A 13,518-nucleotide genomic window follows, 5' to 3' on the forward strand; every position below is an offset into this window, starting at 1 on the left:
GCGAGCACAATGTTAAATACAATAGGCGTTATTGGTTTAGGTGTTATGGGCAGTAATATTGCTTTAAACATGGCTAATAAGGGCGAGCAAGTGGCCGTTTATAATTACACACGAGATTTAACCGACAAACTACTACAAAAGGTCGAAGGACAAGCGCTTACTCCTTACTATGATATCGAAGAGTTCGTACAATCTTTAGAAAAACCAAGAAAGATATTTTTGATGGTGACAGCTGGGAAGGCTATTGATTCCGTTATTCAATCTGTAGTGCCATTCCTTGAAAAAGGCGATATTATTATGGACGGTGGTAACTCTCACTATCAAGATACAGAGCGTCGATATGATGAATTAAAAGCACAAGAAATCGGTTATTTAGGAATTGGGATTTCAGGCGGTGAAGTGGGCGCATTGACAGGGCCATCTATCATGCCTGGTGGTGATCAGGAGGTCTATGACAAAGTAGCACCTATACTTACAAAAATCGCAGCACAAGTGGATGGTACACCATGCTGTACGTATATAGGTCCTAAAGGTGCAGGCCACTTTGTTAAAATGGTGCATAACGGGATCGAGTATGCAGATATGCAGCTAATTGCTGAGGCCTATACGTTTTTAAGAAAAAATGTAGGATTATCTGTTGAGGAAATTGCTGATACTTTTGAAACATGGAATCAAGGCGAATTAAAAAGCTATTTGATTGAAATTACAGCTGAAATTTTAAGAAAAAAGGATGAAGTAACAGGTTTACCACTAATCGATATGATTCTTGATAAAGCAGGTCAAAAAGGTACTGGAAAATGGACTAGTATGCAATCCATTGATAACGGTATCCCTACATCGATTATTACAGAAGCCTTATTCGCTCGCTATATTTCATCATTAAAAGAGGAGCGGGTTCGAGCTGAAGCTATACTGTCAGGGCCGAACTACAATCCACAAAATCAAGATAAAGATGTGTGGATAGAAAACGTACGTCAAGCCTTATATATGGGTAAAATCTGTGCATATGCACAAGGCTTCACACAATATAAAATGACATCTGAGCTTTACAACTGGAACTTGCCATTAAAGGATATTGCCTTAATTTTCCGCAGTGGCTGTATTATTCGTGCAGAATTTTTAAATGTGATTAGTGAAGCCTACCAACAGCAACCTACACTTGATAATTTACTAATTGACTCTTACTTTGCAGAAAAGACAAAGGACTATCAAAACGGCTTAAGAAAAATAGTTTGTGAAGGCATTCAAGCAGGTAATGCGTTCCCATGTCTAAGTGCTTCTCTCACATATTACGATAGTTATCGAACAGGCTCATCTAATGCGAACATGTTACAAGCACAACGTGATTATTTTGGCGCCCATACGTATGAACGTACTGATGCAGAAGGTGTTTTCCATACAAATTGGTAATTAAAAAGCTAAAATATACATCATTCCTTCCATGAATGATCGTATATTTTAGCCTTTTTTATTCTAAATAAACATGTACTCGATTACGCCCTGCTTGCTTTGCTCCATACAGTGCCTTATCCGCTTTATTTAAAAGCTGATACAATGTCTCTTCTTCATTTGTTCCTTCAGCTACTCCACAGCTAATGGTAGCATAAATAGCCCCCTCAATAGTCATAAGAGGTTGTGTTTCTACACAGTGACAGAGCTGCTTAGCTAATGCTTCCCCCTTAGACAATGAATAGCCCTTGAGTGCAAGAACAAATTCCTCACCACCATATCTTGCAAAAAGCTCGCCTTTTTTCAATTGACTCTGACAAACCTGTACAACATGAACAAGTAGCTGATCGCCGACAGCATGACCATACGTATCATTGACACTTTTAAAATAATCAATGTCCATTAATACTACTGTAAATGCTGTTGATGATGCTCTTATCTCGCTGAAGGCTTGATTACATTGTTGAAAAAATGCTCGACGATTATAGATTTGTGTCAGTTCATCATAATAAGCCTGTTGTTCTAACATCCGTTGTAGCTTCTTTAACTCTGTAATATCGGTAAAAATGAGTAAATGCCCATTACCATGATTAACATGCCGTAGCGCTGATATGCGTACCTGGTAAGTATGACTCATAAGATCAAGCTCTATTTCTTGCGTATTCATCGTCGTCTCTAATGTAAATGGCATCGTTTGCCCAGTTACTTCAAGCCATAGCTTCCTAAAATCCACACCAAACATAGACCGAGTTAGTTGAGGGAACACCTTGCTACATGCTTGATTAAACTCTATTAATCGAAACGACTCATCTAACACAATGACCCCATCATTAATACTTTGGAATATAGCATCTTTGGCAACAGGCATTACACTAAATAAACGGGAGGAATTAATAGACCATAAATACAACAGAGAAGAAATCCATAAGACCATTGGAACAGGATCAACCCCTTGAGGTGTTAGACCCAATAAGTATATAAAAGCAGTGATCATAGGAATTAACTGACCACACATTAAGGCAATCAGTTGTTGGCGATAAGTTTTACTTGTTTCTTTCCAATACTTTACTATTAGTAAAAAGGATACAAACATACAGCCAAACGTAAATATACCATGAATGATGTACCATATACCGATTTCCTGATAAACATAAGGAGCCCCTAACACGGGATCAACTTCAAATATCTTATAATGAAAATGGTGCATATCATTTGTAGCAACCATTATTAAACTAATAAAAGGGATAGCTAGAAGGGCCATTATCTTTTTCCTTGACAAATGAAAGCCCAAATATTGCATGATAAACAATAAACCGAGCGGTGTTGAAAAAGCCATACCTACATATTGAATGGCTGTCCAAAACTTTATTGCGTCCAGTGTTGTAGCTATTAAACCAAAAGCAGAGGCAAAACAATATACCGTAATTAACGCCGTATACCCTATAAACAATTGCGCAATTTTTGCGTAATTGTAGCGTTGTAGAAATACGTATAAACATAAATACAAATTTAGAAAACCCGATGTACAACTAAGAGTAATAAAAGCAGTCAATTGCGAATTCATGTGTATGTACCTCTTTAAATTTTTTATTTTTAATGTAGCATACATGCAAAATTTTGTGGATTTATTTATTATCTAAAATGAAAAGAGAATGTTAAGGAGTACCCATATGACGAATAAGGACAACCTAGAAATCATTTTCCACCCTGATTCAGCTGAAAGCCGAACACACCCCTTTTATAAAAAACAAATCGTTTTTACAGGGGCTCTTTCTACAATGACCCGTTCAGAGGCTGCCAAACAAGTAAAAGCCTGTGGAGGGTCCTTGCAGGGAGCTGTTACACAGCAAACGGATTTCGTCATCCTTGGAGATAAACGTCGTGGCATCAGTAGCAAACAGCATAAGGCTGAACAGCTAGTTACTCAAGGGCACGACATCCAAATACTGATAGAGGACGATTTTTTATGGCTTATTTCAATACCAAAGGAAATTGACAAGTAAAAAGAGTATGTAAGATTTCACCTCTTACATACTCTTTTATGTCTATATTATTGTTTTTATCAATAAATTCTAGATTAACTATTTATTGACCTTAGGCGCTGGATAATCAAAGCCTTTTGTATCCACTTCTACCTTTTTCATTTGCTGATCTTCTAGCGGCTTATCTGTGGCATCTCGCTCAACCGCAACAATGGCATCGACTGTTTCCATACCCTCGATCACTTTCCCAAAAGCAGCATAATCCCCATCAAGATGTGATGCTTCCTTTACCATAATGAAAAATTGTGAACCTGCAGAATTAGGATCTTGCGAACGAGCCATCGAAATAACACCACGTTCATGCTTCATATTATTGTCAAATCCATTTGATGAAAACTCACCATCAATTGAATAATCAGGTCCACCAGTACCATTCCCTAAAGGATCTCCACCTTGAATCATAAAATCAGGAATTACACGTTGGAAAATAAGACCATCATAAAATCCTTCTTTCACTAAGGAAATAAAGTTAGCGACTGTATTTGGGGCGACAGTAGGTTCTAATTCAATGACAATTTTTTCATCATTGCTCATCGTAATCGTCACAATTGGATTTTCCTTCACTTCCGCCGCATAATCCACTGTGTCTCCTTCAGATTTTGCTGTGTCTTTAGCGGTACCACAGCCTGTTAAAACAAAAGTGATTGCTAGTAATGATAACACTAAATAAACACCTTTATTACGTGCGAACATATTTTTCAGCTCCTCTACTTAACCATCTATTCATTATAAAACTATCCGATTGCTTAAAACAAATAAATCCAATACTCCTATCGTTTCTTCCTTATCGACCCGATATTTAGTTTGTAATACTATACTCATCTCGAGCCTTATTCTATCTAAAAACAAGTACCAGCCTCCTTTATGACTGGTACCTAATTTGATTACTAAGTGAGTTCATGTTAAAAATACACTTGACTTTAATAAATGAGAATTCCTTTGTCTAAAACAGATTGATTTTGAACCTGATTTCCTAAAATATATAGCCTTTTTAGGTTAGGCATATTCACTAAAGGCTCTACATCTGAAATAGCGTTATTTTCTAAATGAAGCACCTCGATTTGTTGCCAATTTTTCATGAAATGTAACGATTGAAGTGAACTATCCTGTAATGTGAATGAACGTAAAGCTGAAAGGCCAGCAAAGTAAGGCATGATCTTATCAACCTCATCTATCCAATCACTATTACCTATTTGAATCGATACATCATTCAAAGTTAAATGTTCCAACACGTTGTTTGTTAATGGTTGTTGACTATTAAATTGAAAATTGCATTCAGAACAATTTAATGTCTTTACGTGCTGTAAATTGAATAAATCACCTGTTTCTTCATAAAAAATGGTCTCATTAAAATGAATTGTTTGCAAACTAGGTAGGTCATTTAAGGAACGAACGCCCGTGAAAACCCCATACTCCTTGACTGTAAGCTTTTCTAGCTGTGGGTATTTCAGAAATGCTGCACCATTCAATTGCGATTCCGATCCACTTATATAAACAGTCAAATCTTTTAAAGTGGGTGCCTCTAACTTTTGTATAAAAGAACCCTTTAGCTCCGCCTTCTTCAAATTGGGTGCTGCAATCGGCGATGTATCGCCATAATAACCAGCTAATGATAACTCAGTGAGTGATGTCAGACTGTTCACAATATCAAGCAATTCAAATTGACCTGGAGAAGATAAACGTAGCTTTGTCAAAGATGATTTATTTCTAAGCTTTTCTAAATTGGCAATGTTCATATTTTCGAGATCAAGCGATTGTAGGTTAGGCATATTTTGTAAAAAATCAAGCGTTTTTAAATTTCTTACCGATGTAAGCTTCAATTCTTGTAATTGATTCAGTGAATAGAAGGAGCTAAAATCGGTCGCTTCACTATTGTCTATCGCTAACGACTCTAAATCAGTTAATGTAGACAACCACTTCAAATCATTGGAAAATTTTAAAGACAATGATTTTAGTGACAATTTATTAAGAAGCTCAAAATCCTTAACTTCTTCAGTCACATAAGATATTTCAAGTGATTGGAGATTCGGAAACTCTAATAATAAAGCAAGTTCCTCATTACTTCGAATTTGGATAGAGAGCTCTACAATATTAGACTTATCGCTAAAATATTCCGCAATTTTACTAAATGATTCATTAAAGCTACCTGTATAGCTTTTTAAGTTTTTCAGATGTCGAAAGCTTACCTTTTCACTTTGTGCTATTTCATAATCATTCATGAGCTTCAATACAGTTAGTCCAGTAAAGGCTTCAAATTCTTTTTGTTCGATTTCTTGCGTATTTAATAACTTATCCATCATGATATAGGTAGAAATTTCAGCTTCCTTATTTGTAAATGGATCGTCTAGACTGTAATCAAAATGCCATTGATCATCAGAGTAGTAGGGGGCCAAATATCGAATACTTGCAATCTCTTCTTTAGTTGGCATTGCTCCACCCTTATCAAAAATGTCCCTTAAAAAGAATAGAAGCACTTCACTTTCAGGCATTGTTCGAACAGCTATTTTTTCATGGTTTCCATGCTCTGTTTGATTACTACTAAAAAGAAAATACCCAAGAAAGGCACACAAGAAGACAATCGGTACAATAAGAAGTGCCTTTAAATTCGTTTTGGGACGTGTAGCTGTATTAGGAGCAGCTGTACCATAATAATGATTAATCGTTTGATCTACATAATAGACTTTATTTTCTTTCAGCATTATTTCAGTTTCACAAAAAGGACATTTAAATGATTGCCCTTCTTTATATTCAATTTTCCCATTACAATTCGGACAATTTAGTTGAATTAATTCCACTGGCAGTCCCTCCCCAGCTCTATTTTTCATTAAGCTTAGTTGTCTGAAAAATAAATGTCAATATTTCTATGAAATACTAATTATATCTTTTACCATGTTCAAGACCCTAAACGGCAGCGAGGACCTATCAAGGTTTTTCCCCTTTTCCTTCTCATCAAATTTCCCACTTTCAAATAAGATACCGTTTCTTGTATCAAGCTAAGCCCCTAGCTATGTAGAAGGACAGTAAATATGGTATCTTTTTGCAAAGGTATTATTTTCGAAAGTGAGGATTTTCATCAATGCATCAACATAATTTTTGGCTTGATTTACCACGGCCATTTTTCATTTTAGCACCAATGGAGGATGTGACAGATGTTGTATTTCGTCATGTCATTAGTGAAGCGGGGAGGCCTGATGTATTTTTTACGGAATTCACCAATACAACAAGCTATTGTCAACCTGGCGGCTTCGAAAATGTACGTAACCGCTTAGCCTTCACTGAAGATGAGCAGCCAATTGTTGCCCATATTTGGGGAGACAACCCTGAGCATTTTCGTCAAATGAGCATCGGTATGAAGGAGCTAGGCTTTAAAGGTATCGATATTAATATGGGGTGCCCGGCCGATAATGTGGCTGAGAGAGGTAAAGGAGCCGGCTTAATTCTTCACCCTGAACTAGCCTCAGAAATAATTCAAGCAGCAAAAGCAGGTGGCTTACCTGTTAGTGTAAAAACAAGACTTGGCTTTACAGATGTAGCAGAGTGGCGTGCGTGGCTCAGTCATATTTTTAAACAGGATATAGCTAATCTTTCTATCCATCTTCGGACACGAGAAGAAATGAGCAAGGTCGCAGCACACTGGGAATTAATTGCAGACATCAAAAAGCTACGGGATGAAATTGCTCCTAAAACGTTGCTGACAATCAATGGAGATATCCCTGACCGTTTAACAGGTCTAAAACTAGTGGAGCAATACGGCATCGATGGAGTCATGATTGGCCGAGGCATATTTTCAAACCCATTTGCTTTTGAAAAAGAGCCATCAGAGCATAACGCCAAAGAATACCTTAACTTACTATACTTGCACCTCAACCTTCATGATCACTACTCTAAGGAATTCGAAATGCGTTCATTTAAAGCATTGCAACGTTTCTTTAAAATATATGTGCGCGGCTTTAAAGGCGCTAGTCAATTACGAGTTCAATTACTAAATGCAAATTCCACCGATGAAGTACGTGATCTTCTAGCAGCCTACACTGCTGAGTAAATCTTCAGATAAGATACGACATACGCTAAAGGAGACTGGCTATAAGCCAATCTCCTTTTTGCTTTACTTGTAATACATATTAGACCTTAAAAGGGAGTGAAAACTAAATTATAAGGTATATTCCATAATTTCTATTTATGTTATATACTAAACGCTAGAATAATAAAGGGGTTTACAAATTTGGTAAATAATATTAATTTCATACTGCGGGTATTTTTCTTTTGCCATCAAAGACCGGACCGTTCTTTCCATTATAAGGGGCGGAAACTCCCTCTATGTGCAAGATGTACTGGTATGGCAGTAGGTTACCTCTTATCCATCATATTAGTCATACTCTTAGGCATATTTGATTTATGGATAATAGCCTTATTAATTTTACCAATGGCTATTGACGGTACAGGTCAATTATTTGGTAAATGGACAAGTAATAATAATAGACGGTTCCTTACTGGATTAATTGGTGGAATCGGCATTATTTATATTTTCTACACTATTGGTTACCAATTTTTTTTATTTGGTCAATATGTTGGAAGAAGACTATAACAAAATATCGGAGGTACAATTATGTATTGTAGAAACTGTGGTGAACATATTTCCGAATACGCAGAAATTTGTGTCCACTGTGGTGTCCGCGTAAAAAATGCAAGTGGAGAAGACACACCAAACTGGGCTGTTAATATAATTACACTTTGCTGTGTGCCACTTGTTGGGTTAATTATGTACTTTGTTTGGAAAAACGAAAAACCAGTTGCGGCTAAATCAGCCTTAATGTTCTTCTTTATTAACATAGGAATTACCATATTATTCTATATTATAATGTTCATTATTGGATTATCGAGTTATTAAATTAGGTATACATATGACAAAATTCTGTCTCTTATTAGGCTTTAATCAAGCAATGTGTATTAGCAGTAATATTATACTTAAAGGAAAAATTAGTATAAGCTACAGATTCTAATAACGTTGCAATTAGAGGAGTTGTAAGTTTTTCCTAGTTGTTTAAGCCAATGATAATGGGAAATATGTCAAAAGAGCTTATCTACTTTAATTATTACGCCTATTAATGTCATTAAACGAAGAAAAAACAGCAAGGCAAGTTGATTAATAAATAAGAAATTTTTAGTATGTAAGGGGTTCTAATATGTTTTGTCCTAATTGTGGTTCTAGCGTTGACGAAAATGCCGAAATATGTCTACATTGTGGTGTCAACGTATTAAAATTTAACAACCAAGTAAATGTAGCAAAAAATGATAACCCAAATATTTGGGTTAATGTCCTCAGCTTATGCTGCTTCCCTCTACTTGGCATTATCCTCTATTTTATATGGAAAGACACACAACCAAAAGCAGCAAAGTCTGCTTTAATCTTTGCATTATGTGGGCTAGCTCTTTCAGTTATTATGATGATTATTGCATTTGTAATAGGCGTTGTAGCAGAAATGATGAATGATAGCTATTATTATTAAATAATTCTGCCACAGTGGTCTGGTATGGTAATCTGCTTATTCCACCATAAACAATAAAGAAGGGTAGACATTTATATGTCTCCCTTCTTTTTATCGTATGGCTATAAATAAAAGCAACAAGCTTAAAAGTATGTATGTATGAGCCAGCCGTTTTTTATTTCAATCATTTTAACTATTAAGATTTTATAAGATGACCATCTTTATCAGTAAATTTACCAACGATAATCATAATCAAATCGATCAATGTCCAAATACCCAATCCACCTAATGTGAAAAACATTAAAATACCTGTACCAATTTTACCAACATAAAAACGATGAGCCCCTAGACTTCCTAAAAAGAAACAAAGTAATACTGTTGCTACAAAATTTCTGTCTGACATATAAGCACCTCCAATCAATTCATAAATACTATATTAAACCCTATTAAATGATTATATTACAAATAAAGTATTTTTCAACATTTTTTCCTTTTAATTATAAAAATAAGGATATTTATTTGTTGATATACATATCAAAATTTTCTAAAACGTATGGACTAGCTTTACAACAAAAAAAATAGGCATATTCATATAATCTGAATATGCCTAACTATTAAAAATGTATTACTTGCTTCAGAAGATGATGATGCCAATAAAATTTGTGTTTAGCATCCTTAGTTTTTATTTAAACTTAATTTTCTCTTCCGAAGCTCCTTTAGTATATGTTATGTTCGCTCCAACAGGTAAATTTCGAATTTCTTTTACATTTTCCCCTTCAATAATAATTTCACCCATTTTCGTTCCTTTAAAGTCAATAATCGCATTTCCTTTTTTGGGACTAATCGTTACCGTTTTGTCCGCAAATCCTTCACCATGGAATTCAGCATATTGACTAAATACCGCAATCCCATTTTTAATATTTGTATTGTCCCCTAACGTTAACGAAACACTTGGGCGATTCACTATTAATTTACCTGTTTTGTAGTTATTAAAGCTATATACATTTTCAGGTAATATTGGTGTTGGTATTTCTTCTTTCCCTGCCTTCAAATCAATTTGAACTAATACTGGGTCATGATCCGATGCTCGGCCTTGTGCCTCTGTAAAGTTCGCATTAATATGAATCAAGTCAATTTCGGTAACATCAGCAAGATTATTCGAAACTAAAATATGATCCAACACTTGATTATTCCCTTGGAAGAAGTACGTAAAACGGTCTTTTTCTGGGGCTTTATCTACCATATTCGTTAAAACATCACCTTTTAACGTTTCAAGTGCTGGTGTGAATTCAAAGTCATTCATGTCCCCTGCTACAATGATATTTAAATTCGGATTCATTGCAAGACCTTTATCGATAAAGTCATTGATGGCTTGAGCTAGCTGAAGACGTTTCGTTACTGATTCTAACACTGGCGGCTGTGTTGGCCCCCAAAGTGAACCATCCCCACCTTTAGAATTTAAGTGAGCTCCAATAATGACTACACGCTCTTCCTGGAATTCAAATTCTGCTGCAATTGGTTTACGTGTATCTACAAATTTTGATGGATCAACAAAGCCAGGATTTAAGGCAAGACCTCCATCTGCTGTCCACGTATTCGCTTGGTCACCTACTCCCTTTATACCTGTCACTAATGAAACACGCGTCGGGTTATATAAGTAACCTACACGAATATTACCACCAGGTGCACCACCTACTGTATTGTTAATTGGCATGACATCAATCCAATCATAGGCAGGACCACCCGCAGCTTTAATTGCATGAATTAATCGCATGTAGCTTTCCGATGCATCAGCATTTCCTGAATCAATTTGCCCATCATTATCTTGTACTTCGACTAATGTAATGATATCTGGTGACTTCATGTTTTTCACAAATGTCGCTGCAATTCTGTCCACTTTTTCATTAGATGTATTGGCAGGATTATTCGAAAAGTTTTCGATATTATAAGAAGCGACATTTAACTTGTCCACAACTGGTTCAAGATGTGTGACTTCTTGCTGAAGGTTTGCTTTTATCACATCAGGAAAGACTTTATTCGTGTTCAGTCGATAGCCATCTGTAAAATTTTCTACAAATCCGATAAGCGCTTCATTAAAACGGTCACCTGAATCATAATTTTTCCCTGAAACCCCTTCAAGCATAATTTTTTCAGGGTTATAATCGTCGGCAGCAATATTTAAACCACCATTCACATTAAATGTATTATTTGTTGTACTCGGTACAACAATTGGTGAATCATTATTATAAATCGGTCCAATTACTCTCGCATCCGGGAATGATACCCGCATATACTCGATGGATTCCCAAAAGTCGATGCCATCTTCTTGTGGGTCAAAAATGGCAAAGCCATCATTATCGATAATTTTATTAGGTGGGAAAAGGTCCTCCCCTATCACAAGAGCTTCTGGAATTACTGCCGTACCCGTTTTTGTCATAGTTGTTGCTGAAATTTGCGTATCTGTCAATCGAGAGTTTCCACCTGCTTCTATTACATTTCCTGCTACTTTAATAACTTCCCCTACTTTTACATTATGTGCCGACTTATTTACCTTGATTGCTGTTGATTTTACGCCATCGAACGTCGGCCCATTTTCTTGCATAATAAAGCTAGTTGAATTGATAACGAATGTAACAATTCCCTCTACATCATTTACTGTTAAATCGACATATGGTGATTTATGGCTTGCCCCTTGAATATCGCTAATTTTTGCATTTTTAGTATCAATAATTTCATAAGCAAATGTAGCAATCGCACTGTTCGTTAAACCTTCTTTCACCGCAATCGCTTTAATCGTCATTGGTTTATTAACAAGAATTTCTCCTGTATACTTTGTACTGGCTGTAGTTGGTGTTGAGCCATCCACTGTGTAATAAATGGTTGCACCTTCTGTCATTGTAGAAAGTGAGACTTTCGTGCCCGCTGTTACGCCCCCAACGTGAGATGCTTTGATATCCTGAACCTTTGTTACATCTTCAATAATGCGTATCGGAAGCAGTTGGTGGTTTGTATATTGACCAATAATTCCTGTAATTTCCCCATACGTTTTTCCACTCACTAAACCTGAGTCACGTGTTTTATCGTAAATAGCAAATGTACCTACATCATCTGTTCCGGTAAAGTTTTGACCTGAACCAGTAATGGCAACATTTTTAATCGTTACTAATTTCGATTCATTATCCTCTGCAACCTCAATACTTTTAATAATGTGTGGCTCTGGTATTGTAGAAGGAACGGGCTTGCCAACAAGCGAAATATTCGTTAATTGCTTTAGTCCGCTATATTCAGCTACTTGACCTTGCACCGTCACCCGATCACCGATATTAGCAGTAAGACTATCTACAGGATAAATGGCTATCGCCGCACCATCTTCATCTTGAATGTGCGCTGTAGCAGTTTCTAATTTTGCTGTTACAATACCTGATACGATGACAGTTTGTCCGATTTCTTTATGACGAGCTTCCGTAATTGAAATAGTGGATGGCGCATCTTTAACTGTAAAATTTAAGGATGTAATTACGCTATCGTTTAAGCCAGTTGCTGTAGCAAATGCTTTGATCGTCATTGCTTCATTGACAACAATGCCAGCTGCCGCATCATAAACCATACTAGCTGTAGACGGTTCAGAACCATCTATCGTGTAATAGATTGTTGCATTTGGTGTATCTGTAGACAATGTTACTTTTGTTCCTGCATAGATTTCTCCTGTTGCTGGAACAGCTTTAATATTCGCTACTTGTGTTGGCTCATAATTTAATACTAATTGGAAGCTTTTCGAGCTTAACGTTTTTAATTGATAAGTTCCGTTAAAAATTGAAGCAATCCCTGTCACGGTAATCACATCATTGTTATTGAACCCATCTGCTTCAAATTGAGAGAACTGATAGCCTGTACGGTTATCATGGCGAATTAACAGCTCGTTATATGCTGCATCGACTGCTTTAAATTCAAATGTACCAGACGTACCAGATGGCTTTAAATCTTTAATCTTCATATTTTCAAGTGTAATTAATTCACCTTGCATACTGTCATCAATCGGTAGATTCACTGTTTGTGGCGCTGGTGCTGTCCCAGTTGAAATTCGTTCAATTATCGGTGAATTAAATTGAACCTCTCCGCTATATAAACTCGTTTTCCCTGTGATTTTGACAATATCTCCAACAGCTAAGCTCCCTGCTTCGGGAGAACTGGAGAAAACATATACTCCTGCTGAATCATCCTGTACATAGAAGGCCTTACCTCCCCAGCTACCAGGTGTTGTCGTAACCGTCCCTTGAATTTGGACTGTGCGGTCCGTTCCAACCGCTGCACGAGCTTCAGCAATTGTTAAGTCAGAAGTTGGATCCAATTGACTGACCGATTCCCCCACTCCAATAGCTTCTGTCGTTTCCGCCTTTGCAATTGTTAAGTAAGGCAAAATCATAGAAATTACAAGTAAAAATGATAAAGCTATCTTGGAAACGACATTACATTCATATTTCTTCATTCGTTTAGCTCCTTATGATTTTTTATCTATACAATCAACTTTTTCCCTATCTTAC

At 36.3% G+C, this 13,518-nt stretch carries 11 protein-coding genes; 6 read left to right on the forward strand and 5 right to left on the reverse strand.

What is annotated here, in order from left to right; all coding sequences use genetic code 11:
* Positions 1 to 9 precede the first annotated feature (9 nt).
* Complete coding sequence (gene gnd / locus AC6BKE_RS02065; protein WP_499855719.1) at positions 10 to 1,410, forward strand: decarboxylating NADP(+)-dependent phosphogluconate dehydrogenase; 1,401 nt, start codon at positions 10 to 12, stop codon at positions 1,408 to 1,410.
* A 58-nt stretch (positions 1,411 to 1,468) separates the two neighbouring features.
* Here the strand turns inward: gnd and AC6BKE_RS02070 are convergent, their stop codons facing one another.
* Complete coding sequence (locus tag AC6BKE_RS02070) at positions 1,469 to 3,013, reverse strand: histidine kinase N-terminal 7TM domain-containing diguanylate cyclase (protein ID WP_330493800.1); 1,545 nt, start codon at positions 3,011 to 3,013, stop codon at positions 1,469 to 1,471.
* A gap of 106 nt (positions 3,014 to 3,119) precedes the next feature.
* Here AC6BKE_RS02070 and AC6BKE_RS02075 point away from each other — a divergent pair, with 106 nt between their 5' ends.
* Positions 3,120 to 3,452 (forward strand): BRCT domain-containing protein, encoded by a 333-nt coding sequence (locus AC6BKE_RS02075; RefSeq protein ID WP_499855721.1) that lies wholly within the window; start codon positions 3,120 to 3,122, stop codon positions 3,450 to 3,452.
* Between the two features lie 78 nt (positions 3,453 to 3,530).
* On the opposite strand, the gene AC6BKE_RS02080 is transcribed toward AC6BKE_RS02075, so the two are convergent.
* Together AC6BKE_RS02080 and AC6BKE_RS02085 are read right to left on the reverse strand one after the other, a co-directional pair.
* Positions 3,531 to 4,184: a peptidylprolyl isomerase gene (locus AC6BKE_RS02080; RefSeq protein ID WP_036127157.1), complete on the reverse strand. Its 654-nt coding sequence runs from the start codon at positions 4,182 to 4,184 to the stop codon at positions 3,531 to 3,533.
* Positions 4,185 to 4,411: 227 nt separating this feature from the next.
* On the reverse strand, positions 4,412 to 6,286 hold the full coding sequence (locus tag AC6BKE_RS02085) for a leucine-rich repeat domain-containing protein (RefSeq protein WP_499855723.1): 1,875 nt from the start codon (positions 6,284 to 6,286) through the stop codon (positions 4,412 to 4,414).
* 281 nt (positions 6,287 to 6,567) lie between these two features.
* Between AC6BKE_RS02085 and AC6BKE_RS02090 the strand changes: the two genes are divergently transcribed.
* The 4 genes from AC6BKE_RS02090 (at position 6,568) to AC6BKE_RS02105 (ending at position 8,998) form a co-directional block, all read left to right on the forward strand.
* Complete coding sequence (locus AC6BKE_RS02090) at positions 6,568 to 7,533, forward strand: tRNA dihydrouridine synthase (protein WP_499855725.1); 966 nt, start codon at positions 6,568 to 6,570, stop codon at positions 7,531 to 7,533.
* A 180-nt stretch (positions 7,534 to 7,713) separates the two neighbouring features.
* Positions 7,714 to 8,076 carry a DUF2085 domain-containing protein gene (locus AC6BKE_RS02095; RefSeq protein ID WP_058844091.1) on the forward strand — a complete coding sequence of 121 codons (363 nt, stop codon included), beginning with the start codon at positions 7,714 to 7,716 and terminating at the stop codon, positions 8,074 to 8,076.
* A 21-nt stretch (positions 8,077 to 8,097) separates the two neighbouring features.
* Positions 8,098 to 8,379 carry a tryptophan-rich sensory protein gene (locus AC6BKE_RS02100; protein WP_058844090.1) on the forward strand — a complete coding sequence of 94 codons (282 nt, stop codon included), beginning with the start codon at positions 8,098 to 8,100 and terminating at the stop codon, positions 8,377 to 8,379.
* 295 nt (positions 8,380 to 8,674) lie between these two features.
* On the forward strand, positions 8,675 to 8,998 hold the full coding sequence (locus AC6BKE_RS02105) for a zinc-ribbon domain-containing protein (protein WP_058844089.1): 324 nt from the start codon (positions 8,675 to 8,677) through the stop codon (positions 8,996 to 8,998).
* Positions 8,999 to 9,173: 175 nt separating this feature from the next.
* Here the strand turns inward: AC6BKE_RS02105 and AC6BKE_RS02110 are convergent, their stop codons facing one another.
* Positions 9,174 to 9,380 (reverse strand): TM2 domain-containing protein, encoded by a 207-nt coding sequence (locus AC6BKE_RS02110; RefSeq protein ID WP_058844088.1) that lies wholly within the window; start codon positions 9,378 to 9,380, stop codon positions 9,174 to 9,176.
* Between the two features lie 279 nt (positions 9,381 to 9,659).
* Positions 9,660 to 13,463 carry a chitobiase/beta-hexosaminidase C-terminal domain-containing protein gene (locus AC6BKE_RS02115; RefSeq protein WP_499855727.1) on the reverse strand — a complete coding sequence of 1,268 codons (3,804 nt, stop codon included), beginning with the start codon at positions 13,461 to 13,463 and terminating at the stop codon, positions 9,660 to 9,662.
* Positions 13,464 to 13,518 lie beyond the last annotated feature (55 nt).

This window comes from Lysinibacillus sp. COL-1 (genome assembly GCF_059814265.1).

Coding starts and splice junctions, on each gene's coding strand:
- gnd (WP_499855719.1), top strand. CDS start 10: ATGTTAAATACAATAGGCGTTATTGGTTTAGGTGTTATGGGCAGTAAT.
- AC6BKE_RS02070 (WP_330493800.1), bottom strand. CDS start 3,013: ATGAATTCGCAATTGACTGCTTTTATTACTCTTAGTTGTACATCGGGT.
- AC6BKE_RS02075 (WP_499855721.1), top strand. CDS start 3,120: ATGACGAATAAGGACAACCTAGAAATCATTTTCCACCCTGATTCAGCT.
- AC6BKE_RS02080 (WP_036127157.1), bottom strand. CDS start 4,184: ATGTTCGCACGTAATAAAGGTGTTTATTTAGTGTTATCATTACTAGCA.
- AC6BKE_RS02090 (WP_499855725.1), top strand. CDS start 6,568: ATGCATCAACATAATTTTTGGCTTGATTTACCACGGCCATTTTTCATT.
- AC6BKE_RS02100 (WP_058844090.1), top strand. CDS start 8,098: ATGTATTGTAGAAACTGTGGTGAACATATTTCCGAATACGCAGAAATT.
- AC6BKE_RS02105 (WP_058844089.1), top strand. CDS start 8,675: ATGTTTTGTCCTAATTGTGGTTCTAGCGTTGACGAAAATGCCGAAATA.
- AC6BKE_RS02110 (WP_058844088.1), bottom strand. CDS start 9,380: ATGTCAGACAGAAATTTTGTAGCAACAGTATTACTTTGTTTCTTTTTA.
- AC6BKE_RS02115 (WP_499855727.1), bottom strand. CDS start 13,463: ATGAAGAAATATGAATGTAATGTCGTTTCCAAGATAGCTTTATCATTT.